The following is a 22,773-nucleotide window of genomic DNA, read 5'->3' as shown; positions in this document are numbered from 1 at the left end:
ACCAAGTGAAACAGATGGGTTAAAACCCGACCTGATACGCGCCCCAAAGCAGGACCAGACCGCTGACAACACATAAAAGCCCTGCAAGTCGTCGTGCCTGTTCCGGCAATGATCGAAGCGCCTCGAGCATCCGCTCAATAAGTGAAGGGGCCAGCGCATAGGCCAGCCCCTCGACAATCAGAACCAGCCCGAAGGCCAGAAGGATCATACCCATTACTCAGCGACCGCAGCAGCCGCCGGCCGCCGCCCCGTTGGCGAGGCAAGATAGTTGAAGAACTCCGAGTCCGGGCTCAGGATCAACGAACTGTTGCTGCCTTGCAGAGCATTCTCGTAAGCTGTCAGCGAGCGGTAGAATTCAAAGAACTCCGGGTCCGCGCCATAGGCTTCGGCGAAGATCGCGTTGCGTTCGGCGTCGGCCTCACCGCGAATGATCTCGGCCTCACGGTTGGCGTCAGACACCAGTTCCACCACGGTCCGGTCAGCTTGCGCGCGAACCCGCTGCGCGGCTTCGTTACCACGTGCGCGTTCGTCGGTTGCTTCACGTTCGCGTTCTGCCTTCATCCGGTCGAAGGTGGCTTCGAGGTTGGCTTGCGGCAGGTCGGTCGCTTTCAGGCGCACATCGATCACGTTGACGCCCAGCGCCCGCGCTTCGGCAATTGCGCTGTTGCGGATGCGCAGCATCAGGGCCGCACGGTCGGAACTGAGGATATCCCGCGAGGATACAGAACCCAGAACTTCCCGCGTTTCGGCGCGCAGGATGCGGTCCAGACGATCTTCGGCGACCGGCACACCGCCAACACCAACGGCCTGACGGAACTGTTCAAGATCGGAGATCCGGTAACGCGCGAATGCGTCAACCACCAGACGACGGTCATCCAGCGGGGTGACTTCCAGTGGCTGAACGTCAATCGACAGAATCCGGTCGTCGTACCGAACGACTTCCTGGATCAGCGGGATTTTGAACGCCAGACCGGGCTCTTCTTTCACGGCGACAACGCGACCGAATTGCAGAACCAGCGCACGTTCACGCTCGTCCACGATGAAGATCGAGGACAACCCGGCAACGGCCAGAATTGCAACGATGATCAGGATAATGGGTGACTTACGCATCAGTTGCTCTCCGCGGCTGGGGTGCGACGCAGTTCGTTCAGCGGCAGATATGGCACAACGCCCTGCCCTTGACCGGTCGAGTTCTCGTCGAGGATGATCTTGTCGACATCACCCAGAACCTGCTCCATCCGTTCCAGATACAGGCGTTTGCGGGTCACATCAGGCGCTTTGGTGTATTCTTCGAGAACCGCGCTGAAACGGCTCGCCTCACCTTGCGCGCTGTTGATCTGCTGGGCGCGATAGGCTTCGGCCTCTTCCAAAACCTGCGCGGCTTCACCACGGGCTTCCGCCAGAACACGGTTGGCATAGGCGTCGGCGACGTTCTGCAGCCGGTCACGTTCCTGCGCAGCGGCCTGAACGTCGCGGAAAGCGGCGATCACGTCCTGCGGCGGGTCGGCCTTGTCAAAGTTCACGCGTACGATGTTGATACCAGAATCGTAACTATCCATTGTGGATTGGATCAATTCCTGAAGGCGATCCGCGATAATGCCACGATCCCGGTTCAGGATCGGTGCCAGCTCGCTTTGTGCAATGATTTCGCGCATCGCCGATTCCGACACGGCGCGGATCGTCTGACGCGGATCACGCAGGTTGAACAGGAATTTGTCCGGTTCGGTGATGTTCCATACGACCTGATAGTCAATATCGACCACATTTTCGTCACCGGTCAGCATGAGACCATCATCGCTGCCGCGCGCGCCGCCCATGTCTTCCGTCTGTTCACGGGTAACCGGAAGTACCTCGGCCGTCACGAATGGCCACGGCGCAAAGTTCAGACCCGGATTACCCACAGCAGAGAATTCGCCCAGAAACAGCTCAACAGACTGTTCTTCCGGCTTAACCGTGTAGAAACTTGCAGCCGCCCAAAGGCCAATCGCCACCAAGCCACCGATTATTACAGTGCCTTTGGTAAAGATCGGGCCACCGCCGCCCGAACCCTGACCATTGCCGCCACGGCCACCGCCGCGACCGCCCATCAGGACGCGCAGCTGTTCCTGGCCTTTTTTCATCAGCTCATCGATCTCGGGGATCTGCGGGCCGTCGCCTTCGGGGGGCTTGCGCCCGTCCCCGTTATTTCCCCGATTTCCTCCGCCGCCCGAGGAGCCTCCGCCCCCCCAGGGGCCACCGCTGTTGCCCGCCATATGTATCAATTCCTTCGTTTAGGCCCGTGTGATCACGGGGTCTCTTGTAACTTGTGTGCGCGCGCTTGCAAATCAAGCAGTGCGCACAGGTTGCCGCATTGTCACCAGTTCTTCGGCCATCACGGGATGAACCGCGACTGTACGGTCGAAATCTTCCTTGGTTGCGCCCATCTTTACGGCAATGCCTGCCAGCTGGATCATCTCACCCGCGCCCGGCGCAACGATATGACATCCCAGCACCTTTCGCGTCGCCTGACTGACAAGCAGCTTCATCAGAACCCGCTGCGTTCCTCCGGCAAACGCCTTTTGCATCGGTTTGAACGAGGTCGCATAGACCTCAATCGGCTCCTGCGCTGCCGCATCTTCTTCGCTGAGGCCCACGGTGCCGAATTCCGGCTGGGTGAAGATCGCGGTCGGGATCAACTCGTGATCCACAGGCGTTGGGTTGCCTTTGAACACGGTTTCGACAAAGGCCATGCCTTCGCGGATCGCAACCGGGGTCAGGTTCACACGGTCGGTCACGTCACCGATGGCGTAGATCGAAGGTACACCCGTCTGGCTGTATTCATCCACGATGATCTCGCCCTTGCGGCCGCGCTCGATCCCGACCTCTTCAAGACCCAGATTGTCGGCATTGGGCGCACGGCCCGTGGCATACATGACCACGTCGAACTGATCCTCGGTGCCATCCGTGGCTTTGACGCGGATCTTCTCGCCTTCTTTGGCCATCTCAAGCACGTTGGTGCCCAGACGCACATCGATGCCGTTCTGGCGCATCTCTTCACAGATCAGCCCGCGTGCCTCTTCATCGAAGCCGCGCAGGATTTGTGCCCCGCGATAGAACTGAGTGGTCTTTACACCCATCCCGTTCATAATCCCCGCAAACTCGCTGGCGATATAGCCGCCCCCGACGATCAGGATGCTTTCGGGCAGCTTCTCCAGGTGGAAAATCTCGTTCGAAGTAATCGCCAGATCCGAGCCCGGAAAGTCCGGTACAACCGGGCGACCGCCAGTGGCAATCAGGATGTGCTTGGCGGTCTTGCGAGTGCCATCAGCCAGTTCGACGGTATGCGGATCAACGACACGGGCGCGCTGATCAAAGCTTTCAACGCCGTTGTTCTTCAGGATATTGCGGTAGATGCCTTCCAGACGATCCAGTTCGGCCACCAGCTTGTCGTGGAACGTGTTCCAGTTCAGCGCGCCGGGCTGAATGTCCCAGCCATAGGCTTGCGCATCGCCGACCATGCCCGAAAACTCGCTGGCAAACACCATCAGTTTCTTCGGCACACAGCCCCGGATCACACAGGTGCCGCCATAGCGATCCTCTTCCGCCAGTGCCACTTTGGCTCCGTTTTCGCCAGCGGCGACGCGCGCCGCGCGAACCCCGCCCGAGCCGCCTCCGATGACGAACAGATCATAGTCAAAGCTCATGCTGGGTTCCTTCGTTCAGCTTTCAAAAAGTCTCTGGGTATCTGGGCGCAAAAACCAGACTGCCAACCCCTTGATGCACATATTTCGGTTTTTTCACGGATGCTTGCATCAAAGGTCGCGCCGGGATCAATCCGCAAGGTCCGAAAACAGGTTTTCGCGCGCACCGCCGATCAACTGGTCCATCTCAATCGTGCCTGCGTTGATATCGCGCAGCTCGACCCGGCCATCGCCGTGGCCGACCACAACCTTGTCGCAGATGTCGATGAACAGGCCATTTTCGACCACGCCCGGCACCTGGTTCAGAACCAGTGCCATCTGGCGCGCGTTGCCGATCCGTTGCAGATGTAGGTCCAGAATGTGGTTGCCTTCATCGGTGACAAAGGGCGCCTCGCCATTCATGCGCAGGGCGGAAGTCGTGCCAAGCACATCCATCGTATCCAGCGCCTCTTCGATCAGGGTACGCGTGGTTTGCCAGCCGAACGGGATCACCTCGACCGGCAGAGGGAACGCACCCAGCGTTTCGACCTCTTTGCCTGCATCGGCGATGACCACCATCTGATCGCTGGCCGTAGCGACGATCTTCTCCTGCAGATGCGCGCCACCGCCGCCCTTGATCAGGTTCAGACCACCGTCAAACTCATCCGCGCCGTCAATCGTCAGGTCCAGCCACCCGGCCTGATCCAGCGAGACGACCTCGATCCCCACCTCTCGGGCCAATTGCGCGGTACGGGTCGAGGTCGGGACGCCCTTGAACCGCAACCCTTCTTGCTGCGTGCGCTCACCCAAACGTCGCACCAGCCAGGCGGCGGTCGAGCCGGTTCCCAATCCGACACGCATCCCGTCTTCGACCATCTCTGCCGCGCGTCGGGCCGCGACGTATTTTGCGGTATCGATTGGCGACAATTCTCCGGTCATTGGCAGCATTCCCTGATTGGTCTGCCAGACTTATACGGAATGCACATCGCGACTTCGAGACCCAATTCACCCGGCATCCCTGCGAAAGATGTCGCAAGACTACGCGTTTCCGATAGGAAACGTCGCAATCATGTCTTTTTGGATTCGCGGTGCGGTATAAATAGACCTCATGACGACGTCCTACCGCCTGCACTATGCCCCCGACAACGCCTCGCTGGTGATCCGGCTGGTGTTGGAAGAGATGGGCCAACCCTATGACACCGTTCTGGTCGACCGACGGCAGAACGAACAGGATAGCGCGGCCTATCGCGCGCTGAACCCAAACGGGCTGATCCCGGTTCTGGAAACGCCCAACGGACCAATATTTGAAACAGCGGCCATTCTGTTGTGGTTGGCTGACACACATGGGCAACTTGCCCCTGCACCGGACAGCCCGGATCGGGCATCGTTCCTGAAATGGCTGTTTTTTGCATCAAACACGCTGCATGCCGATCTGCGCATTCTGTTCTATGCCGAGAAATACATCGATGCCGCGCAGGCCGAGCCTTTACGCCAAGGTATCCGCCCAAGGCTGCGCACCCATCTGAAACATCTGGATACCGAGGCCGCAAAGGCCCTTGACTGGCTGAGCGCAGATAAACCATCGATCCTGACCTACTACCTTGCTTGCATGATGCGCTGGATGGCGCTGTACCCGGCAAGCGCGGATCGCAGTTGGTATCAGTTGGCCGACACGCCTTATCTGCAAGCGATCCTGATGCAGCTTGAATCCCGCCCCGCGACCCGTGCGGCCGTTGCAGCCGAAGGTCTTGGGGTCACCCCGTTCACCTCTCCGATCCACGCCAACCCTCCAGAAGGCTCAGCTATCTGACATGTTCCTTTCCGTTTTTGATATGTTCAAAGTCGGCATCGGCCCGTCCTCATCACACACAATGGGCCCGATGGTCGCTGCGGCGCGTTTCCTTGACATGATGCGCGCCTCACCATTTGAGTTCGCCGGGCTGCGCGGGTCGCTGCATGGGTCACTGGCGTTTACAGGCGTGGGACATGCCACCGACAGGGCGACAATTCTTGGTCTGGCCGGGTTCGTGCCCGACACCTATGACAACGACAAGGCCGAGGCCGCTTTGGCCGCGATTGCCGAGACGCATACGGTCACCCCCGAGGGGCTGCCGACCCTGAAGTTCGACCCCAAGGCAGATCTGGTCTTTGATTACGACCACAACCTGCCCGGCCACGCCAATGGCATGATCCTGATGGCTACCGATGCGCAGGGTGATGTGATCCTGCGGCAGGTGTTCTATTCCATCGGCGGCGGCTTTGTTCTGACCGAAGAGGAACTGGCCGAAGGCAAAGCGACAGATGAAGGCGCACCGGTCCCCTTCCCCTTTAAGTCAGCGGTCGAGATGCTGGAGATGGCCGCCTCCAGCGGCAAGTCCATCGCCCAGATGAAGCGCGAAAACGAAATCGCGCGCGGATGCGCGGACAGTTTCGCCAAAGGAAGCGCGCGTCTGTGGCAAGTGATGAACGATTGCATCGAACGCGGTCTGCACACCGATGGCATTCTGCCCGGCGGTCTGAGCGTGCGTCGCCGCGCCAAAGGCATCTATGACGCGCTGATGGCGGAACGCGGCATGAACCTGACTGCGCCGCACACGATCAACGACTGGATGAGCGTTTACGCCATGGCCGTGAACGAGGAAAACGCAGCCGGAGGACAGGTTGTCACCGCCCCCACCAACGGTGCGGCAGGCGTTCTGCCTGCGGTGCTGCGCTATTACCTGGACCACGTGCCCGGCGCATCGGAAAGCCATATCGAGGATTTCCTGCTGACCGCCGCCGCTATTGGGGGTTTGGTGAAATTCAACGCCTCGATTTCGGGGGCTGAAGCGGGATGTCAGGCCGAGGTCGGCAGCGCCTCGGCCATGGCCGCCGCCGGTTTGTGCGCCGTGATGGGCGGCACGCCCGAGCAGGTGGAAAACGCCGCCGAGATCGCCTTGGAACATCATTTGGGCATGACCTGCGATCCGGTCGCGGGTCTGGTGCAGGTGCCCTGTATCGAGCGCAACGGCCTGGGCGCGATCAAGGCCGTCTCGGCTGCGTCGCTTGCATTGCGCGGGGACGGCAAGCATTTCGTACCCTTGGATTCCGTCATAGAAACCATGCGCCAGACCGGGCATGATATGCATGAGAAGTACAAAGAGACATCGCTTGGCGGTTTGGCTGTGAACATCCCCAACTGCTGAGGTCAGACAGGAGGCGGCATCATGCGTGGACATTGCCTGTGCGGCAGGATCGCGTTTGAGGTTGATCCTCCGATCCTGTCCTGCGTCTCGTGTCATTGCGACAGCTGCCGCCGCCAATGCGCCGCGCCCATGACCACCTATTTCGCGGTCCGCGACACCCAATGGCGCTGGACCAAAGAGGAACCGAAGAGTTTCAATTCCTCTCCCGGTGTCGAGCGCACATTCTGCCCGCATTGCGGAACGCCGATCTCTTTCCGCTCGGCTAAGATGTCGGATGTGCTGCACTTGTATGTTGCGACGCTGGAAACCCCCGAAGCGCTGCAACCGACTCTGCATGTGTCGCATGAAGAGAAACTGGACTGGCTGCATCTGGATGATGGTCTGCCGACCTGCACCGGCCCGGATTACACCAAAGTCCAACCCCTTCCGGACGCCTGAGAACAGAGCTTTCCCCCGCGCCGCGAAACCGCTAGCGTCGCGGCCATGACCCAGGATCGTCCCGTATTCGGCATCGTTCTGATGCTCGGCTTTTGCGTGCTTGCGCCGCTTGGCGACTCGATGGCCAAGCTGTTGGGGGAAACAACGCCTCTGGGCCTGCTGGTGCTGGTGCGCTTTGCCATACAGGCGGCGATTCTGATCCCGCTGATTGCAGTCACGGGACGGCCATGGCGCATGCGGGGGCGCGTTCTGCGGCTGACCCTGATCCGCACGGTTCTGCACATCATCGGCATCACCGCCATGTTCAGTGCGTTGCAGTTTCTGCCGCTGGCGGATGCAATTGCCATCGCCTTTGTCATGCCCTTCATCATGCTGCTGCTTGGGAGATACGTCTTGCAGGAAGAGGTCGGCCCGCGCCGCCTGATCGCCTGTATCGTCGGTTTCATCGGGACCTTGCTGGTGATCCAGCCCAGCTTTGCCGAGGTCGGATTGCCCGCCCTGCTGCCCCTGATCGTGGCCGTGGTTTTTGCCTTGTTCATGCTGGTGACGCGTCAGATCGCCAAGGAAACCGATCCGGTCTCCCTGCAGGCCGTGTCCGGGGTGTTTGCCACGGTCCTGCTGCTGCCGGTGGTCCTTTGGGGCACCAATGCGGGGATTTGGGAATTGTCCTTGATCATCCCCGCTGGCAACACCCACTGGCTGTTGCTGGCCATCGGCGTGCTGGGAACGGTCGCGCATCTGCTGATGACCTGGTCGCTGCGCTATGCGCCGTCGGCCACGCTGGCCCCGATGCAATATCTGGAAATCCCGGTTGCAACCCTGATCGGCTGGCTGATCTTTCACGACCTGCCCGACGGGATCGCGGCGATTGGCATTCTGATCACAATCGGTGCCGGGCTATATGTCATTCTGCGTGAGAGGGCCACCGCCCGGTCTGGTCCGACAGAAACGCCTGCATAACCTGATCCAGCGCCGCGCGCGGCACCATCAGCAACATGCCCGGCCCGTCCATATGCAGTTCGACATCCGACACCGCGCGGTTCGAAGTTCCGACCCGACCATCCGGTTCGAACACCAACCCTTCGATCGGCCATTCCAACCCCTGGCTGCGCCCCGTGACGCGCCGCATCGGAAACAAGGACACGATATCGCCGGGTGTCAGGTGCAGGGTGATCCAGCGCGGTGCGTGGAACACCACCTCATGTTCACCCAGCAGGATGCAGGGACGATCCAAGCGCGCGACCAGAGTGTTCAGAACCGCCAATTGATGATCCAGCCGCCCGCCCAGAAACCCGGCGCCCAGCACCAGCGGGGCCTCTATGTGCCTCAGCGCCTTGTCGAAATCCGTACTGTTCTGCTCCGAGATTTGAAACAACCGATCCGAGGGAACCTGCGCTCGCACTTCCTGAGGCATCGAATCGAAATCGCCGATCACGGCCTCGGGAATTATGTCCGAATCGACCAAAATGGCCGCTCCGCCATCCGCCGCGACAACCGATCTGACGCGATTCAGCACCAAATTCAGGTCCTCAAACCCGACAAATCCCCCTCCAAACAGGCCAATTGGACCGTTTGAACGCACAATCGGCTCATTTTTTCTAAGATTGATCATTTTTCCCGGATTTGGACACATTGAGACCACAAAATGATAGGTTCATGCAGAAAGTTCTGAGCCGATGTGTGTGCCCGATTCCGGGTAGGTTGGCTCTCGTAGTTTGTAGAGGACGTGCGTCTGATGGTACAGAATAACAAGGTATTGACCGTTTCTTATGGGACTTTCTCCTGCACTTTGGAAGGGTTTGACGACTCGTTCGAAACGATGAAGTCCATTGCCGAGTATTTTCGCGACCTCGCAGCAGATGACCGGTATTTCGGTTCGGAACCCCCCCAGCCCGATGCCGAGATGCTGACCCGTATTGCACAGCGCGACGCCTCGCAGCACGTGGAAGCCCGGCAAAGCGAAAGCGGCCTGTTGCTGCGCGCCACCGAAGCCACCCCCGCACCGTTGGCCGCGCCTGCCCCTGCCCCCGTACCATCTGAGGTGAACGTGGCCCGAACTCCGGCCCCGATGCCGGTACACCAGCCCGCGCCGCAGACGTCGTTTGAACAAGCTGATGCCGTGCCTGCCCCTGCTGCCGACAGCATCGCCGCGAAACTGCAGCGCATCCGCGCCGTGGTCTCGCACTCGGACGCCACCCCTGTGGCCTATTCCGAAGATGATGACTCGGCCCTGCTCAGCGCCGCCCCGGCTCCGGTTGACGCCGTAACCGCCGCCTTCGAGGCCGGTGCGCTCAGCGCCGAAGACCTCGAACCGCAGAAGCCAACGTTCGAGCCGCAGCCCGTGGCCATGAAAGAACCGGCGCCTGCCCCGGCCGCGTTCTTTGAAGATGAGGCGGAAGACGATCAGCCCGCCGACGTCTTGTTCTCGGATTTCGAAGATACCGCCGAAGACGATGCGGATGATGATGGCATTCTGAACATCCTGAGCGATCACGAAGCGAAGGCGGAAGCCGAAGAAGAAGCTCAGCAAGACATTGCGCCCGGTGTTCTGACGCTGGACGACGAGGTCAACCTGCTGAACAAAATCTCGAGCGTCGAGGCAGATATGTCCGACCGCGTGGACCAGAAACAGCCGGATGAGCGCGCATCGGATCAGGACGTTCTGCGCCTGATGGCCAAAGCTGATGAACAGATGGGCGATCCGGCCACCAGTGACGCGCGTGAGACATATTCGCACCTGCGCACCGCCGTAGCGGCCACCGAAGCCGAAGGTGAAATCGACAAGGCCTCGCCAGATCAGCAATATCGCGGCGATCTTGCCTCGGTTGTCAGCCCGCGCCGCCCGGAAATTCAGGTCACCAGCATGCGTCCGGAATCCGATGACGCCGCGCCGCTGAAACTGGTTGCAGAACAGCGTGTAGACGACGAAGCCGTCGAAACCGGCCCGGTCATGCCCCGCCGCGTGACCACGCAGCAGGACGACATCGCAGCGGATGAAGGCGGCTTTGCGCAATTCGCGCAGGATCAGGGCGCGCAGTCCCTGCCCGATCTTCTGGAAGCGGCGGCGGCCTATCTGTCCTTCATCGAAGGTCAGGAACAGTTCTCGCGCCCGCAGCTGATGAACAAGGTCCGCTCGTTGAAGCAGAACGAATTCAACCGCGAAGAAAGCCTGCGCTCCTTTGGTCAGTTGCTGCGTGACGGCAAGATCCAGAAAGCAGGCGGGGGCCGGTTCGCAGCCTCGAACCTGATCGGTTTCCGCCCGGATGATGAACGCGCGGCGGGTTGATCACTCAGTCAGAAAGACAAAGGGCCGAGAGACATCTCTCGGCCCTTTTCTTTTGCCCGCAGTTTAGGCGGCGACGTCTCTGGATCGAGTCAAGAGTCGTCCGGGTCCTCTTTGCCGACGCCCCGGAAGACGAACTTGAAAGGCAAGGCCCAGACAATGCCAAGGGCAATGTAAACCAACAGCTCAACCAGGATCGACGGGCGATCCAGCCAGTTCACAACGGTCACCACCGCAACAATGTAAAGCGGCAGGCCGACCAGCAAAATCACCAGCGACCAGCGGCGTCGGGCCTTGTAACTCAGGCCCGGCTTTTTGTCCGCGCCCATCAGTCTGCGAACGGGTCGGTCACCAGAATGGTGTCGTCCCGCTCCGGGCTAGTGGACAAAAGCGCCACGGGGCATTCGATCAGTTCTTCGACCCGGCGCACGTATTTGATCGCGTTGGCGGGCAGGTCGGCCCAGCTGCGCGCGCCTTCGGTGGATTCGCTCCAACCCGGCATTTCTTCGTAGATCGGGGTGCAGCGCGCCTGTTGGTCGGCTGCCGTGGGCAGATAATCCAGACGCTCACCGTCCAGTTCATAACCGGTGCAGATTTTCAGCGTCTCGAACCCGTCCAGAACATCCAGCTTGGTCAGCGATATGCCGTTCACGCCGCTGGTCGCGCAGGTCTGGCGTACAAGGCAGGCATCGAACCAGCCACACCGGCGTTTGCGGCCTGTTACCGTGCCAAACTCGTGGCCACGGGTCCCCAGGCGCATCCCGTCATCATCGTCCAACTCGGTCGGGAAAGGCCCCTCTCCCACACGAGTGGTATAGGCTTTGACGATGCCCAGCACAAAATCAACAGACCCCGGGCCGATACCCACACCCGTCGCCGCCTGACCGGCAATCACGTTGGAAGAGGTCACAAACGGGTAGGTTCCGAAATCAATATCCAGCAACGCGCCCTGCGCGCCTTCGAACAGGATCCGCTTGCCCGCCTTGCGCTTTTCGTTCAGCACCTTCCAGACCGGGGCGGCGAACGGCAGGATTTGCTGAGCGATCTCCTTCAACTGCGCTACCAGCGCGTCGCGATCGACCGGATCAATGCCCAGGCCCTTGCGCAACGGATCATGGTGCTGCAACGCGCGGTCTACACGCGCCTCAAGCGTCGCGTCATCGGCCAGATCGGCAACACGGACAGAGCGTCGCCCGACCTTGTCCTCATAGGCCGGACCAATTCCGCGACCGGTGGTGCCAATCTTCGTGCCCTTGCTGGCCGCCTCTTCCCGCGCACGATCCAGCTCGCCATGGATCGGCAGGATAAGCGGCGTATTCTCAGCAATCATCAGAGTCTCGGGCGTGATCTCGACGCCCTGCTTACGGATTGACGCGATCTCAGTGACCAGATGCCACGGGTCCAGAACGACGCCGTTCCCGATCACGCTCAGCTTTCCGCCACGCACCACGCCCGAGGGCAACGCGTTCAGCTTGTAAACCTCGCCATCAATAACCAGAGTATGCCCGGCGTTATGTCCGCCCTGAAAACGCGCGATGACGTCCGCCCGCTCGCTGAGCCAGTCGACGATCTTGCCTTTTCCTTCGTCACCCCACTGGGCGCCGACAACAACCACGTTGGCCATATCCGGTCCTTTTCGTGCTGAGTAATCAAACTCGGCTCGTATAACGGGGCACAGAGGACAGGGAAACCGCTATTTCGCCGCAGATGGAAATCGCGCTGGCGCGCGATGCCTCCGGCGGGGATATTTATAGCCAGATGAAGATCGGATCCCCTGCTTCATCTGGCCAAAAATATCTCGGGGGAGTCGCCCGGAACGGGCGGCGGGGGCAGCGCCCCCTACCCGCCTGGTCGCAAGTGGACCGGCTGGCCATGGGGTGTGGTCAGATACGCCTGCTCCCACGCGCGGTGAAGCATCTGCACGTCTTCCGACACCGCCGCGCCCTGTTCGACCAACAACCCTTCAAGCGTTTCCAGCCAGGCGTGGAAATAGTCGTCTCCGCCGTCCAGTTCACGGTCCAGACCGTTGCGCTTCAACGTGTCCGAAAACCGGGCCGCCCAATCGGGCCAGCCGAAACGTCCGGCTTCATTCAGGGCAACCGTTACGGCAAAGACCTGCGCGTGCCATGGCTCGGCAAACACCGGTTCCGGCGCGGAATGTGTGGTGCAGTCACTCATGCGGGCTCCAGATAGCTTTGCCAGAGGTCCAGCACGACCTCATCATCCGGGTGTTCGGGGGCGGCCCAAAGCTCGGACGCCGGGAAGACAACGGCATATAGCGGTTCCGGCGCTTCCCCCAAACGATGCGCGTTGGAATCTGGCAGGACATGGGTTCCATGCAATCGCAGGATACGACCTCGCGCCCCTGCTGCATAAACTGGCAAGCGCGTGTGGCCACCATCGACAAGGCGATTGGCGGTTGGTCGCGCTGTCACCACCTGCTGACCGATCGTAAAATGCGCGGCAACGTTTGAAGGCCGATCTGCTGGTCCGCCTTTTGCAAGTGCAGCGGCGACAGCCTCGGCCTTCAGCGTCTTGTCCGTCAAGGGATGCGGCGCATCATCTCCGGCCCCTCGCAGATCATCCAGGGTCAGTACGCCTTGTTCAACCAACAGATCGGCAAGGCCCGAGATCCATTTCTCATAGTAGGAAAACCGGGTGTAATCCTTGGGCGACAACCGCTCTCGCGCGTGGCGAGATATGTCGATGTTCCACTGCCCCAGAAAACCGGCAGCCAGCGTCACGGCCAAAGCCCGCCCGTGCCAGTCTTCGGCAAAGACCGGCGCGCCCTCAGCCTCGGGCCGGATTTCGCCATCGCCAAAGCGTCCGCCCATGTCATGGACACGTGTCATGAGGGCACCTTGGGCAAGCCTGTCCCGATCATGCTGTCGCGTGTCACCAAAGCGGTCAGCTCATCCTCGCCCATACCTTCTGTGCCTTCGGGACGCATCGGCAACACAAGGTACCGAATCTCGGCGGTCGAATCCCAGACACGCACTGCGGTGCTTTCGGGTAAGGTAACGCCGAACTCGGCCAGTACTTTGCGTGGCTCCCGCACGGCACGGGCGCGATAGGCATCGGATTTGTACCATCCGGGCGGGATACCCAGCAGCGGCCACGGGTAGCAACTGCACAGGGTGCAGACGACCATGTTGTGCTGCCGGGGCGTGTTTTCAACGGCGACCATGTGTTCACCCTGACGGCCGTAGTACCCCAGCTCGGCAACGACCGGCGTGGCATCTTCCAACAGTGCCGCTTTGAAATCAGGGTCGCTCCAAGCCTTTGCCACGACGCGCGCGCCGTTTTGCGGGCCGATCTTGTTCTGGTAGGTGTCGATGATCTCATCTAATGCTGCCGGATCGATCAGCCCCTTGCGGATCAGAATCGTCTCCAGCGCCTTGACGCGCAGCGCGGGTTCGGGTGGCAAAAGGGCGTGCGGGTGGTCGGGATCGTCATGAGGCATAGCCCGAAGCCTGCGTCAGGATTTATCGCTCTGTCCAGTCCCTTTGCTGTGATATGATACATCACGCGGGGTGATGTGAACTCGTGTCTTGCCCCCAAGTTGAAACTTGCATAAGTACCACGCGATACACGTCACGCTGCACGGGACCACCATGGAAAACGTTGTTCTCATCATCCACCTTCTTTTGGCTTTGGGCCTGATTGCCGTTGTGCTGATGCAGCGGTCCGAAGGCGGTGGCCTTGGCATGGGTGGCGGCGGCGGCGGTGCCATGACCGGCCGCGCAGCGGCGACGGCATTGGGCAAAGTGACCTGGATTCTGGCGGCCTGCTTCATCGTGACCTCGATCACGCTGACCATTCTGGCGGCGCAGAAATCCTCGGGCAGTTCGGTGATCGACCGTCTGGGCGTTCCGGCCCCTGCGGCAACCGAAGAAAGCACACCTGCGGTTCCGTCGGCAGATGATCTGCTGCCTCCGGCAGAAGGCGACAACGCGCCGCTGATCCCGCAGGCCGACTGATCCACTAGACCTAGAAACCTGAAAGAGAACTGCAACAGCATCTTGCGGTTCTCTTGCGCTATGCGCGCGAATCCTTTATACGTGAAGTCCCGTGATGCAGCGGTTTTTCGGAACCGTCGGGCAGCTGATTTTGACGTCTCACGGGAGCAGCCGAAAAACTATGGCGCGATTTATTTTCATCACTGGTGGTGTGGTTTCGTCCTTGGGCAAAGGACTGGCCTCGGCGGCCTTGGGCGCGCTGTTACAGGCCCGGGGATATTCGGTGCGCCTGCGCAAGCTGGACCCCTATCTGAACGTCGATCCCGGCACCATGTCGCCGTTTGAACATGGCGAGGTTTTCGTCACCGATGACGGGGCCGAGACCGATCTGGACCTTGGCCACTATGAACGTTTCACCGGCGTGGCGGCCCGCAAGACCGACTCGGTCAGTTCGGGGCGGATTTACTCCAACGTGTTGGAAAAGGAACGCCGCGGGGATTACCTCGGCAAAACCATTCAGGTGATCCCGCACGTCACCAACGAGATCAAGGATTTCATCGCCATCGGCGAGGATGAGGTTGATTTCATGCTGTGCGAGATCGGCGGCACTGTCGGCGATATCGAAGGCCTGCCCTTTTTCGAAGCCATCCGTCAGTTCAGCCAGGACAAGCCGCGCGGTCAGTGCCTGTTCATGCACCTGACGCTGCTGCCCTATATCAAGGCGTCGGGTGAGTTGAAAACCAAGCCGACCCAGCACTCGGTCAAGGAACTGCGGTCCATCGGTCTGGCCCCCGATATTCTGGTTTGCCGCTCGGAAGGACCGATTCCGACCAAGGAACGCGAGAAGCTGGCACTGTTCTGCAACGTGCGCCCGGACAGCGTGATCGCGGCGCAGGATCTTTCGACCATCTACGACGCCCCGCTGGCCTATCACCGCGAGGGTCTGGATCAGGCGGTTCTGGATGCGTTCCAGATCAGCCCTGCACCCAAGCCCGATCTGGCCAAATGGGAAGACGTCAGTGACCGCATCCACAACGCCGAGGGCGAGGTGAAGGTGGCCATCGTTGGCAAATACACCCAGCTGGAAGACGCCTATAAATCGATTGCCGAGGCGCTAACCCATGGCGGCATGGCCAACCGCGTCAAGGTCAAGGTCGAGTGGGTGGATGCCGAGATTTTCGACACCGAAGACGCCGCCCCGCATCTGGAAGGCTTCCACGCGATCCTCGTGCCCGGCGGGTTTGGCGAGCGTGGAACCGAAGGCAAAATCAAAGCGGCGCAATATGCACGTGAGCACAAGGTGCCCTATCTGGGTATCTGTCTGGGGATGCAGATGGCCGTGATCGAAGCGGCGCGCAATGCGGCGGGCATCGCCGAGGCAGGGTCCGAGGAATTTGACCACGAAGCGGGCAAGCGGCGGTTTGAACCCGTGGTTTACCACCTGAAAGAATGGGTGCAGGGCAACCACAAGGTCGAACGCAAGGTTGGCGATGACAAAGGCGGCACCATGCGTCTGGGGGCCTATAACGCGGTTCTCGCCGACGGCTCCAAAGTGGCCGAGGTTTATGGCGGCACCCAGATCGAGGAACGTCACCGCCACCGCTATGAGGTGGACATCAAGTACCGCGACAAGCTGGAAAAGGCGGGGCTGAACTTCTCGGGCATGTCCCCTGATGGCCGCCTGCCGGAAATCGTCGAATGGTCGGACCACCCGTGGTTCATCGGGGTGCAGTATCACCCGGAACTGAAGTCCAAACCGTTCGATCCGCACCCTTTGTTCCGCGACTTTGTGCGCGCGGCCAAGGACACGTCGCGTCTGGTCTGATCCGGTCGCTGCAAAGTGATGTACCGACACAATTAAGCGCTTAGCGAATGCCCGGCATGGGGTTAACTGTTGAACAAGCTTCGACAGGAGATACCCCATGACCACCCAAGCCCAACACGCCGAAACCTTCACCCGCCTGCACAAGAAAGGTGATCCGGTCATCCTGTTCAACATCTGGGACGCAGGCAGCGCCGCCGCCGTGCGCAACGCAGGTGCGCAGGCGATTGCGACCGGCAGTGCTCCGGTCGCGATGGCGCAGGGGTTCAAGGACGGCGAGAATATCCCGCTGCAGGCCGCTTTGGACAATGCTAAACGCATTGTGGCCGCGGTCGATCTGCCTGTTTCTCTGGATTTCGAGGGGGCCTATGCCGCTGATCCTGACGGAATTGCGGAAAACGTATCGCGGGCCCTGGACTGCGGGGTGGTGGGCTTCAACTTCGAGGATCAGATCGTCGGCGGTGATGGCCTTTACCCCATTCCCGAACAGGCCACACGGATTGAAGCGATGCGCAAGGCGTGTGATGCGGCAGGGGTTCCGGCCTATATCAACGCCCGGACCGACATCTTCCTGAAAGCGCCCGCCGACACGCATAACGCAGCCATGCTGGACGACGCGGTTAACCGTGCGGCGGCGTTCCAGTCCGCCGGGGCCAGCGGGTTCTTTGCCCCCGGCCTGAAGGACGAAGCGATGATTGAGCAGCTCTGCGCAGCAACCGAGCTGCCGGTCAACATCATCGCCCTGCCCGGCACCCCGGACACACCGCGATTGGCGGTGTTGGGCGTGGCGCGTGTCAGCTACGGCCCAGTGCCCTATCGCCAGATGGTGGCATGGCTGACGGAACAGGCACGTGGCGCCATCGACTACGCCAAGTAGGCGTCTGGTGACCTAGATTTGGGGACCGGACAATCTCAGTATCCTGCCGTGTCACAAAAATGCGGATACCAATTCGCCAAGGCTGGGCGGGATTCGGTCGCTCTCGGCGATCTTGTGATTATTCATGCCTATGACGGGTAGTCCCAGCTTGGCGTGCCACAAAATATGGACTAACCTGACCTCATGTTGAAAAAGTTCTTTCAGGCGTTCAGACCGCCTCAGACCCAGCAACTGCCTGACCCTGATGCCGAACTGGCGTTGGGGGCGTTGATGGTGCGGGTGGCGCAGGCGGATCGCGATTACAAGCTGGAAGAAATCAGCCTGATCGACCGAATTTTGGCGCGTCTTTATCAGCATAACGCAATCGAAGCCGCCAAGGTGCGCGCAACCTGCGAGAAACTGCATGCAGCCGCCCCCGAGACCGACACCTTCGGCAAGCTGATCCGCGAGACCACGGGCCTTGAGGAACGCATGGCCGCGTTGGACGCCCTGTGGGAGGTGGTGCTGGCCGATGGCGACTCGGACGAGGGCGAGATCAAGATCGTCGAAGAGGCCCGCGCCGCCATGGGGCTGAGCTTTAATGACAGCAAGGCCGCGCGCGAACGTGTGCAAAGCCGCTTGGAAGCCAGCTAAGCCGCGTCTATATCTGTGTCATGTTTAGCGATTTTCTGTCCCGGCTGACCCAGCCAGATCCCGACCCGTTGGTCGAAAACGATGCCCGGCTGGCCCTGACGGCCCTGTTGGTCCGCATCGCGCGGTCCGACAATGACTATGCCGACACTGAAATGGCGCGGATCGACAAGGTCTCGGCCGAGCGCTACGGTCTGTCACCGTTCGAGGCCGCAGCCCTGCGCGCCCAGGCCGAAGACCTTGAGGCCGAGGCCCCAGACACCGTCCGCTTTACCCGCGCCATCAAAGAGGCCGTCGCCTACGAGGATCGTCTGGCCGTGGTTCAGGCCATGTGGTCAGTCGCGCTGGCCGATGGTCAGCGCACCGGCGAAGAGGATTCGTTGCTGCGTCTGGTTGTCAGCCTGCTGGGCGTCAGCGACGTGGATTCGGCGCGCGCCCGTCAGAAGGCTGCAAAAGCGTGACAGCGATGCTGGGCATGTATGACATGCCCGCCCTGCGCGCCGCCAATGACCGATTCTGGTCTTTGATCCATGCGAATCTGGGCTATGGCCCGCAGCATCTGGACCGAACCCGTGACGTCTGGGACGTGTGGCAGGATTCCGATCTGATCTTTGCCCAGACCTGCGGGATGCCCTACCGCACCCGGCTGCATGGTCAGGTGCAGTTGGTTGGCACCCCGGATTACGACCTGCTCGGCTGCCCTGCTGGCCACTATTGCTCGGTTCTTGTTGCCCGTGCGGATGATCCGCGCGATCTGAGCGATCTGACCAACGGAGTTTTTGCGTATAACGAGGCGCTGTCTCAATCCGGTTGGGCCGCCCCGATCACGCATCTGACTGCGCTGGGTCTGGCTCCGACCCGGCTTTTGGAAACAGGCGGCCACGCACTGGCCGCGCAGGCCGTGGCGGAGGGTCGCGCAGACTTTGCATCGCTGGATGCGCTGACATGGGAGTTGCTGAATGAGCATACAGATTTGGGCAGCCGTTTATGCGAAATCGCCCGCACGACCCCGACCCCTGCCCTGCCGTTCATAACCTCGCTCGGGCAAGACGCGGACCAGATCGCCAAGGCTGTTCGGTCCGCCATTGTGGACCTGTCAGTTGAAGACAGACGGCGGCTTCACATCCGCAGGTTGATCGATATTCCGGCGGATCAGTACCTTGCGGTTCCAACTCCGCCCACGCCCGAAGCATTTGCGCGCAGAAGCTGACCGATTTGGTCATACCCTCTGGCCATTTTGGTTGATTAACCGCACGAATCTGTGATTTGCGCATTGCATTGCGCCCGTTTTTCCGCCCTATTACCGCACCAATACCAACAACAACTGGACCTTCCGTGTCAGACGCATCTGCCGTAATCGAGATCAGGAACCTTCACAAAAGCTTCGGTAATCTCGAGGTGCTCAAGGGCGTGGACATCACCGCAAAACGCGGCGACGTCGTGTCCCTGATTGGCTCATCCGGCTCTGGCAAATCCACCCTTCTGCGTTGCTGCAACCTGTTGGAGGACAGCCAGCAGGGCGAGATCATGTTCAAGGGCGAGCCCGTGAAGTGGAGCGGGTCAGGAAACGGACGTCGCCCTGCCGATCCCAAGCAGGTCCTGCGCATTCGCACCAACCTGTCGATGGTGTTTCAACAGTTCAACCTGTGGGCGCACATGACCATTTTGCAAAATGTCATGGAAGCTCCGGTAACCGTTTTGGGCCGTGACAGGGCCGAAGTGGAAGACAGCGCGCGCAAATACCTTGAAAAGGTTGGCATCGGTGACAAATGCGACGTCTACCCCGCGCAGCTGTCCGGCGGCCAACAGCAACGCGCGGCCATCGCGCGCGGCCTGTGCATGGAGCCCGAGGCGCTGTTGTTTGACGAGCCGACTTCGGCGCTGGACCCCGAGTTGGAGCAGGAAGTCATCAAGGTCATCAAGGACCTGGCCACCGAAGGGCGGACGATGATCATCGTGACCCATGACATGAAGATGGCAGCGGATATCTCCAGCCATGTCGTGTTCCTGCACCAAGGCCGGATCGAAGAAGAGGGCACGGCCGAAGATATCTTTACCTCTCCCGAATCCGAACGGCTTCGGGGCTTTCTCTCCGCCACTCAGGCGGCATAGTTTCAAAAACAGAACCAAACTGGGGAGTAACCAATGAAAAACCTGATTCTGTCCACCGCAGCGCTGGCCCTGACCGCCGGTATAGCCATGGCCGACACGGTTCGCATGGGGACCGAGGGCGCCTACCCTCCGTATAACTTCATCAACGACGCCGGCGAGATCGACGGGTTCGAGCGTGAAGTGGGCGACGAGCTGTGCAAACGCGCCAATCTGGACTGCGAATGGGTCAAGAACGACTGGGATTCGATCATTCCGAACCTTGTGTCGGGCAACTACGACACCATCATCGCGGGCATGTCGATCACCGACGAACGCGATGAAGTTATTGATTTCACTCAGAACTACTTCCCGCCTGCAGCCTCGGCCTATGTCGGTGCGTCTGATGGCGTTGACGTGAGCAGCGGCATCGTTGCGGCGCAGACCGCAACCATTCAGGCCGGTCACGTCGCCGAATCCGGCGCGACTCTGGTCGAGTTCGCAACCCCGGAAGAAACCATCGCAGCCGTGCGCAACGGTGAGGCTGATGCGGTCTTTGCCGACAAGGACTTCCTGGTCCCGATCGTCGAGGAATCCGGTGGTGAGCTGGTCTTTGTCGGTGATGACGTCCCGCTGGGCGGCGGCATCGGCCTGGGCATCCGCGAATCCGATGGCGAACTGCGCGGCAAGTTCGACGAGGCGATCACCTCGATGAAGGCCGATGGCTCACTGAATGAGCTGATCGTCAAGTGGTTCGGCGAAGGCGTGCCGACCTATAACTCTGACGGTTCGGTCGTCACCAACTGATCTGCACACATGGGTTCGGCGCCCCTCATAGCGCCGAACCTGTCCCGGCCCTACGCCGGGGCTGACGTTCGAAAGACGCCGTATGTTTTCCTATTGCGCTGATCCCGACACGCTGGGCACGTTCCGCTGGTTCTCGTGCTACCTGACCAACGGTGTGCACTGGTCGTTCTACTTGTCGTTTCTGAAGGTCCTCGGGTTGCTGGCCGTGACCGCCCCAGTCGCGCTGAGTTTCGGGTTTGCAGGTGCAATGGCGGCCCGGTCGCATTTCGCTCCGCTCAGCTGGTTGGGTAAAGGATACATCGCGGTCGTACGCGGCGTGCCCGACATCGCGTTTTTCCTGTTCTTTGTCATCGCTCTGGATCAGGCGTTCGAATGGACACGCCACCAAGTTATGTGCCCCGAATGGACCGACCCGGTGCGTCAGGGCAATGACTTCATCGTCTGTCAGGCCGCAAAACTGCCCTTGGGCAGCGCACCGGAATGGGTACACGAAACCTACGGGTTCGTGCTGGCCGTCATCACCTTCTCGATCGTCTTCGGTGCGTTTGCCGCCAACGTGCTGTTCGGCGGGATGCGGGCGGTTCCGCATGCCCAGCTTGAGACCGCCGAAGCCTATGGCATGAACCGCCGCCAGACCTTCTGGCGTATCCTCGTGCCGCAAATGTGGGTCTACGCCCTGCCCGGCCTGTCGAACCTGTGGATGGTGCTGATCAAGGCGACGCCCCTGCTGTTCCTGCTGGGCATCGAGGACATCGTCTATTGGGCGCGCGAACTGGGCGGCACCAAGACCTCGCGCTTCACCGATTACCCCCATGGCGACTGGCGCATGTGGTATTTCCTGTTCCTGCTGATCTTCTATCTCGGCATGACCCGCATCTCGGAAATCGTGCTTGAAAGGCTGATGCGCCGCCTGTCCCACGGTCAGGCCACTGCGGGCGGAGAGTTGCTGCGCAAGGAGACGACGGCATGACAATCGCGCTTCAAGACCTCAACCGGGTGCCGCACGCGATTGCAATGCAATCGCTTTCGCGCACGCGGTCTCCTTTGCAAGGAGCCCGGGCATGAGTTGTATCCAGACAATTCAGGACTACGCCCTCCGCTCTGTCGGCATTGGCGAGCGCTTGTTGCCCAAATCAGACTTTACCCTGTGCGAACAGTTCACCCTGATTGGTTCGGGCATGATCTGGAATATCTATTTCGGCATCATGGCCCTTGCGACCGGGTTCTTTCTGGCCACCGCGCTGGCCGTCGGCAAGGCGTCCCCGAACAAATGGCTGCGCAAGCCTGCGGAATGGTTCATTTTTCTGTTCCGCGGCTCTCCGCTGTTTATTCAATTCTTCTTCGCCTATTTCTTCTTCCTGTCGTTGAAGAAACCCTACCCGATGTTCGACGCCTTTACCTCGGCCTGGCTGGGCGCGCTGATCGTTCTGTTCCTCAACACCGCGGCCTATTCAGGTGAGATCTTCTATGGCGCCCTGCGCTCGATCCCCAAGGGCGATATCGAAGCGGCAGACGCCTATGGTATGACCGGCTGGGCTCGCTTCCGCCGGATCGTCTGGCCCACCATGCTGCGTCTTGCGTGGCCCGCCTACACGAATGAGGCGATCTTTCTGTTCCACGCCACAACGCTGGTCTTCTTCTCGGCCTTCCCCGCCTGGCAACAACGCGGAGATGCCCTCTATTACGCCAGCTATTTCGCGGACAAGACCTTCAACCCGTTTGTGCCTTACCCGATTCTGGCCTTCTATTTCATCCTGCTGACGCTGGTGATCATCTGGGGCTTTGGACTGGTCAACAAGCGCCTGAACCGGCATTTGCCCGCCGCGAAACAGAGCAAGATGAAGTTCAAACTGAACCTGGCGCGCTGAATTCAGGCGCGTCTTAGGCACACAGCACTGAACCCGCCAAAAGCGCGATTTTTACGTCTCATTTTGGGGAAGTGGTACCGCCTCCCTGGCTTGAACAGGGGACCTCTGGATCCACAATCCAGCGCTCTAACCAACTGAGCTAAGGCGGCACTCGTGA

General features: G+C 60.4%; 26 protein-coding genes and 1 tRNA gene. 15 read left to right on the top strand and 12 right to left on the bottom strand.

All coding sequences use genetic code 11. The features are described 5' to 3' along the window. Positions 1–19: 19 nt before the first annotated feature. From ACR0KX_RS05570 to rpiA, 5 genes are all read right to left on the bottom strand, one after another. The gene (locus ACR0KX_RS05570) at positions 20–214 is read right to left on the bottom strand and encodes a DUF2065 domain-containing protein (protein ID WP_170330952.1); all 195 of its coding nucleotides are present in this window, start codon (positions 212–214) and stop codon (positions 20–22) included. Continuing rightward, on the bottom strand, positions 214–1,110 hold the full coding sequence (hflC, locus tag ACR0KX_RS05565) for a protease modulator HflC (protein ID WP_170517829.1): 897 nt from the start codon (positions 1,108–1,110) through the stop codon (positions 214–216). The genes ACR0KX_RS05570 and hflC overlap by 1 nt, the downstream gene beginning before the upstream one ends. Further along, positions 1,110–2,252 (bottom strand): FtsH protease activity modulator HflK, encoded by a 1,143-nt coding sequence (gene hflK, locus ACR0KX_RS05560; RefSeq protein ID WP_170517826.1) that lies wholly within the window; start codon positions 2,250–2,252, stop codon positions 1,110–1,112. The genes hflC and hflK overlap by 1 nt, the downstream gene beginning before the upstream one ends. Before the next feature lie 72 nt (positions 2,253–2,324). Continuing rightward, positions 2,325–3,683, bottom strand: a complete 1,359-nt coding sequence (gor, locus tag ACR0KX_RS05555) for a glutathione-disulfide reductase (RefSeq protein ID WP_170621593.1) — start codon at positions 3,681–3,683, stop codon at positions 2,325–2,327. Positions 3,684–3,809: 126 nt separating this feature from the next. After that, entirely contained in the window at positions 3,810–4,598 is a 789-nt protein-coding gene (gene rpiA / locus ACR0KX_RS05550) for a ribose-5-phosphate isomerase RpiA (RefSeq protein WP_170621592.1), read from the bottom strand. Positions 4,599–4,767: 169 nt separating this feature from the next. Between rpiA and ACR0KX_RS05545 the strand changes: the two genes are divergently transcribed. The 4 genes from ACR0KX_RS05545 to ACR0KX_RS05530 are packed head-to-tail and all read left to right on the top strand — an operon-like array spanning position 4,768 to position 8,242. After that, on the top strand, positions 4,768–5,469 hold the full coding sequence (locus ACR0KX_RS05545; RefSeq protein ID WP_170621591.1) for a glutathione S-transferase family protein: 702 nt from the start codon (positions 4,768–4,770) through the stop codon (positions 5,467–5,469). 1 nt (position 5,470) lies between these two features. Beyond that, the gene (locus ACR0KX_RS05540; RefSeq protein ID WP_170621590.1) at positions 5,471–6,844 is read left to right on the top strand and encodes an L-serine ammonia-lyase; all 1,374 of its coding nucleotides are present in this window, start codon (positions 5,471–5,473) and stop codon (positions 6,842–6,844) included. 21 nt (positions 6,845–6,865) lie between these two features. Beyond that, positions 6,866–7,282, top strand: coding sequence for a GFA family protein (locus ACR0KX_RS05535; RefSeq protein WP_170517811.1), 417 nt, complete (start codon positions 6,866–6,868; stop codon positions 7,280–7,282). Positions 7,283–7,327: 45 nt separating this feature from the next. Continuing rightward, positions 7,328–8,242 (top strand): DMT family transporter, encoded by a 915-nt coding sequence (locus tag ACR0KX_RS05530; protein WP_170451513.1) that lies wholly within the window; start codon positions 7,328–7,330, stop codon positions 8,240–8,242. On the opposite strand, the gene ACR0KX_RS05525 is transcribed toward ACR0KX_RS05530, so the two are convergent. Further along, a complete protein-coding gene (locus tag ACR0KX_RS05525) occupies positions 8,187–8,798 on the bottom strand; it encodes a thiamine diphosphokinase (RefSeq protein ID WP_480708015.1) in 612 nt (203 codons plus the stop codon). The genes ACR0KX_RS05530 and ACR0KX_RS05525 overlap by 56 nt on opposite strands. A gap of 219 nt (positions 8,799–9,017) precedes the next feature. On the opposite strand from ACR0KX_RS05525, the gene ACR0KX_RS05520 reads away from it, so the two are divergent. Further along, positions 9,018–10,568 carry a midas domain-containing protein gene (locus tag ACR0KX_RS05520; RefSeq protein ID WP_170517802.1) on the top strand — a complete coding sequence of 517 codons (1,551 nt, stop codon included), beginning with the start codon at positions 9,018–9,020 and terminating at the stop codon, positions 10,566–10,568. An 89-nt stretch (positions 10,569–10,657) separates the two neighbouring features. On the opposite strand, the gene ACR0KX_RS05515 is transcribed toward ACR0KX_RS05520, so the two are convergent. The 5 genes from ACR0KX_RS05515 to nthA form a co-directional block, all read right to left on the bottom strand. After that, positions 10,658–10,894, bottom strand: a complete 237-nt coding sequence (locus tag ACR0KX_RS05515) for a DUF2842 domain-containing protein (protein ID WP_170517799.1) — start codon at positions 10,892–10,894, stop codon at positions 10,658–10,660. After that, positions 10,894–12,189, bottom strand: a complete 1,296-nt coding sequence (locus tag ACR0KX_RS05510; protein WP_480581701.1) for an adenylosuccinate synthase — start codon at positions 12,187–12,189, stop codon at positions 10,894–10,896. Before ACR0KX_RS05510 ends, ACR0KX_RS05515 begins: the two co-directional genes overlap by 1 nt. Positions 12,190–12,404: 215 nt before the next feature. After that, the gene (locus ACR0KX_RS05505) at positions 12,405–12,743 is read right to left on the bottom strand and encodes a nitrile hydratase accessory protein (protein ID WP_170451523.1); all 339 of its coding nucleotides are present in this window, start codon (positions 12,741–12,743) and stop codon (positions 12,405–12,407) included. After that, positions 12,740–13,417, bottom strand: coding sequence for a nitrile hydratase subunit beta (gene nthB / locus ACR0KX_RS05500; RefSeq protein ID WP_170621588.1), 678 nt, complete (start codon positions 13,415–13,417; stop codon positions 12,740–12,742). The genes ACR0KX_RS05505 and nthB overlap by 4 nt, the downstream gene beginning before the upstream one ends. After that, positions 13,414–14,028, bottom strand: a complete 615-nt coding sequence (gene nthA, locus ACR0KX_RS05495; protein WP_170451527.1) for a nitrile hydratase subunit alpha — start codon at positions 14,026–14,028, stop codon at positions 13,414–13,416. Before nthA ends, nthB begins: the two co-directional genes overlap by 4 nt. Positions 14,029–14,179: 151 nt before the next feature. Between nthA and secG the strand changes: the two genes are divergently transcribed. The 10 genes from secG (at position 14,180) to ACR0KX_RS05445 (ending at position 22,616) form a co-directional block, all read left to right on the top strand. After that, positions 14,180–14,545: a preprotein translocase subunit SecG gene (secG, locus tag ACR0KX_RS05490; RefSeq protein ID WP_170453086.1), complete on the top strand. Its 366-nt coding sequence runs from the start codon at positions 14,180–14,182 to the stop codon at positions 14,543–14,545. 160 nt (positions 14,546–14,705) lie between these two features. After that, a complete protein-coding gene (locus ACR0KX_RS05485; RefSeq protein ID WP_170451529.1) occupies positions 14,706–16,349 on the top strand; it encodes a CTP synthase in 1,644 nt (547 codons plus the stop codon). Between the two features lie 97 nt (positions 16,350–16,446). Next, a complete protein-coding gene (locus tag ACR0KX_RS05480; RefSeq protein WP_170621587.1) occupies positions 16,447–17,223 on the top strand; it encodes an isocitrate lyase/PEP mutase family protein in 777 nt (258 codons plus the stop codon). A gap of 183 nt (positions 17,224–17,406) precedes the next feature. Further along, the gene (locus ACR0KX_RS05475) at positions 17,407–17,856 is read left to right on the top strand and encodes a tellurite resistance TerB family protein (RefSeq protein ID WP_170451533.1); all 450 of its coding nucleotides are present in this window, start codon (positions 17,407–17,409) and stop codon (positions 17,854–17,856) included. Positions 17,857–17,876: 20 nt separating this feature from the next. Continuing rightward, positions 17,877–18,314 (top strand): tellurite resistance TerB family protein, encoded by a 438-nt coding sequence (locus tag ACR0KX_RS05470; protein ID WP_170517782.1) that lies wholly within the window; start codon positions 17,877–17,879, stop codon positions 18,312–18,314. A gap of 5 nt (positions 18,315–18,319) precedes the next feature. Further along, positions 18,320–19,063, top strand: coding sequence for a phosphate/phosphite/phosphonate ABC transporter substrate-binding protein (locus tag ACR0KX_RS05465; protein ID WP_480708393.1), 744 nt, complete (start codon positions 18,320–18,322; stop codon positions 19,061–19,063). 125 nt (positions 19,064–19,188) lie between these two features. After that, a complete protein-coding gene (locus tag ACR0KX_RS05460; RefSeq protein WP_170621585.1) occupies positions 19,189–19,965 on the top strand; it encodes an amino acid ABC transporter ATP-binding protein in 777 nt (258 codons plus the stop codon). A gap of 33 nt (positions 19,966–19,998) precedes the next feature. Further along, a complete protein-coding gene (locus ACR0KX_RS05455) occupies positions 19,999–20,748 on the top strand; it encodes a transporter substrate-binding domain-containing protein (RefSeq protein ID WP_170451541.1) in 750 nt (249 codons plus the stop codon). Between the two features lie 82 nt (positions 20,749–20,830). After that, a complete protein-coding gene (locus ACR0KX_RS05450) occupies positions 20,831–21,718 on the top strand; it encodes an ABC transporter permease subunit (protein ID WP_170621584.1) in 888 nt (295 codons plus the stop codon). 91 nt (positions 21,719–21,809) lie between these two features. Beyond that, positions 21,810–22,616 (top strand): ABC transporter permease subunit, encoded by an 807-nt coding sequence (locus tag ACR0KX_RS05445; protein WP_170621583.1) that lies wholly within the window; start codon positions 21,810–21,812, stop codon positions 22,614–22,616. 72 nt (positions 22,617–22,688) lie between these two features. Here ACR0KX_RS05445 and ACR0KX_RS05440 read toward each other — a convergent pair. After that, a tRNA-His gene (locus tag ACR0KX_RS05440) sits at positions 22,689–22,765 on the bottom strand. Between the last annotated feature and the right edge of the window lie 8 nt (positions 22,766–22,773).

This window comes from Ruegeria sp. BG5 (assembly GCF_056538425.1).
The sequence above is the reverse complement of the archived record's forward strand: the minus strand, read 5'-3'. Positions and strand labels throughout refer to the sequence as shown.

What these genes read in the sequence shown, in the direction of transcription:
- ACR0KX_RS05570 (WP_170330952.1), bottom strand. Translation starts at nt 214, where the DNA reads ATGGGTATGATCCTTCTGGCCTTCGGGCTGGTTCTGATTGTCGAGGGG.
- hflC (WP_170517829.1), bottom strand. Translation starts at nt 1,110, where the DNA reads ATGCGTAAGTCACCCATTATCCTGATCATCGTTGCAATTCTGGCCGTT.
- hflK (WP_170517826.1), bottom strand. Translation starts at nt 2,252, where the DNA reads ATGGCGGGCAACAGCGGTGGCCCCTGGGGGGGCGGAGGCTCCTCGGGC.
- gor (WP_170621593.1), bottom strand. Translation starts at nt 3,683, where the DNA reads ATGAGCTTTGACTATGATCTGTTCGTCATCGGAGGCGGCTCGGGCGGG.
- rpiA (WP_170621592.1), bottom strand. Translation starts at nt 4,598, where the DNA reads ATGACCGGAGAATTGTCGCCAATCGATACCGCAAAATACGTCGCGGCC.
- ACR0KX_RS05545 (WP_170621591.1), top strand. Translation starts at nt 4,768, where the DNA reads ATGACGACGTCCTACCGCCTGCACTATGCCCCCGACAACGCCTCGCTG.
- ACR0KX_RS05540 (WP_170621590.1), top strand. Translation starts at nt 5,471, where the DNA reads ATGTTCCTTTCCGTTTTTGATATGTTCAAAGTCGGCATCGGCCCGTCC.
- ACR0KX_RS05535 (WP_170517811.1), top strand. Translation starts at nt 6,866, where the DNA reads ATGCGTGGACATTGCCTGTGCGGCAGGATCGCGTTTGAGGTTGATCCT.
- ACR0KX_RS05530 (WP_170451513.1), top strand. Translation starts at nt 7,328, where the DNA reads ATGACCCAGGATCGTCCCGTATTCGGCATCGTTCTGATGCTCGGCTTT.
- ACR0KX_RS05520 (WP_170517802.1), top strand. Translation starts at nt 9,018, where the DNA reads ATGGTACAGAATAACAAGGTATTGACCGTTTCTTATGGGACTTTCTCC.
- ACR0KX_RS05515 (WP_170517799.1), bottom strand. Translation starts at nt 10,894, where the DNA reads ATGGGCGCGGACAAAAAGCCGGGCCTGAGTTACAAGGCCCGACGCCGC.
- ACR0KX_RS05510 (WP_480581701.1), bottom strand. Translation starts at nt 12,189, where the DNA reads ATGGCCAACGTGGTTGTTGTCGGCGCCCAGTGGGGTGACGAAGGAAAA.
- ACR0KX_RS05505 (WP_170451523.1), bottom strand. Translation starts at nt 12,743, where the DNA reads ATGAGTGACTGCACCACACATTCCGCGCCGGAACCGGTGTTTGCCGAG.
- nthB (WP_170621588.1), bottom strand. Translation starts at nt 13,417, where the DNA reads ATGACACGTGTCCATGACATGGGCGGACGCTTTGGCGATGGCGAAATC.
- nthA (WP_170451527.1), bottom strand. Translation starts at nt 14,028, where the DNA reads ATGCCTCATGACGATCCCGACCACCCGCACGCCCTTTTGCCACCCGAA.
- secG (WP_170453086.1), top strand. Translation starts at nt 14,180, where the DNA reads ATGGAAAACGTTGTTCTCATCATCCACCTTCTTTTGGCTTTGGGCCTG.
- ACR0KX_RS05485 (WP_170451529.1), top strand. Translation starts at nt 14,706, where the DNA reads ATGGCGCGATTTATTTTCATCACTGGTGGTGTGGTTTCGTCCTTGGGC.
- ACR0KX_RS05480 (WP_170621587.1), top strand. Translation starts at nt 16,447, where the DNA reads ATGACCACCCAAGCCCAACACGCCGAAACCTTCACCCGCCTGCACAAG.
- ACR0KX_RS05475 (WP_170451533.1), top strand. Translation starts at nt 17,407, where the DNA reads ATGTTGAAAAAGTTCTTTCAGGCGTTCAGACCGCCTCAGACCCAGCAA.
- ACR0KX_RS05470 (WP_170517782.1), top strand. Translation starts at nt 17,877, where the DNA reads ATGTTTAGCGATTTTCTGTCCCGGCTGACCCAGCCAGATCCCGACCCG.
- ACR0KX_RS05465 (WP_480708393.1), top strand. Translation starts at nt 18,320, where the DNA reads ATGCTGGGCATGTATGACATGCCCGCCCTGCGCGCCGCCAATGACCGA.
- ACR0KX_RS05455 (WP_170451541.1), top strand. Translation starts at nt 19,999, where the DNA reads ATGAAAAACCTGATTCTGTCCACCGCAGCGCTGGCCCTGACCGCCGGT.
- ACR0KX_RS05450 (WP_170621584.1), top strand. Translation starts at nt 20,831, where the DNA reads ATGTTTTCCTATTGCGCTGATCCCGACACGCTGGGCACGTTCCGCTGG.
- ACR0KX_RS05445 (WP_170621583.1), top strand. Translation starts at nt 21,810, where the DNA reads ATGAGTTGTATCCAGACAATTCAGGACTACGCCCTCCGCTCTGTCGGC.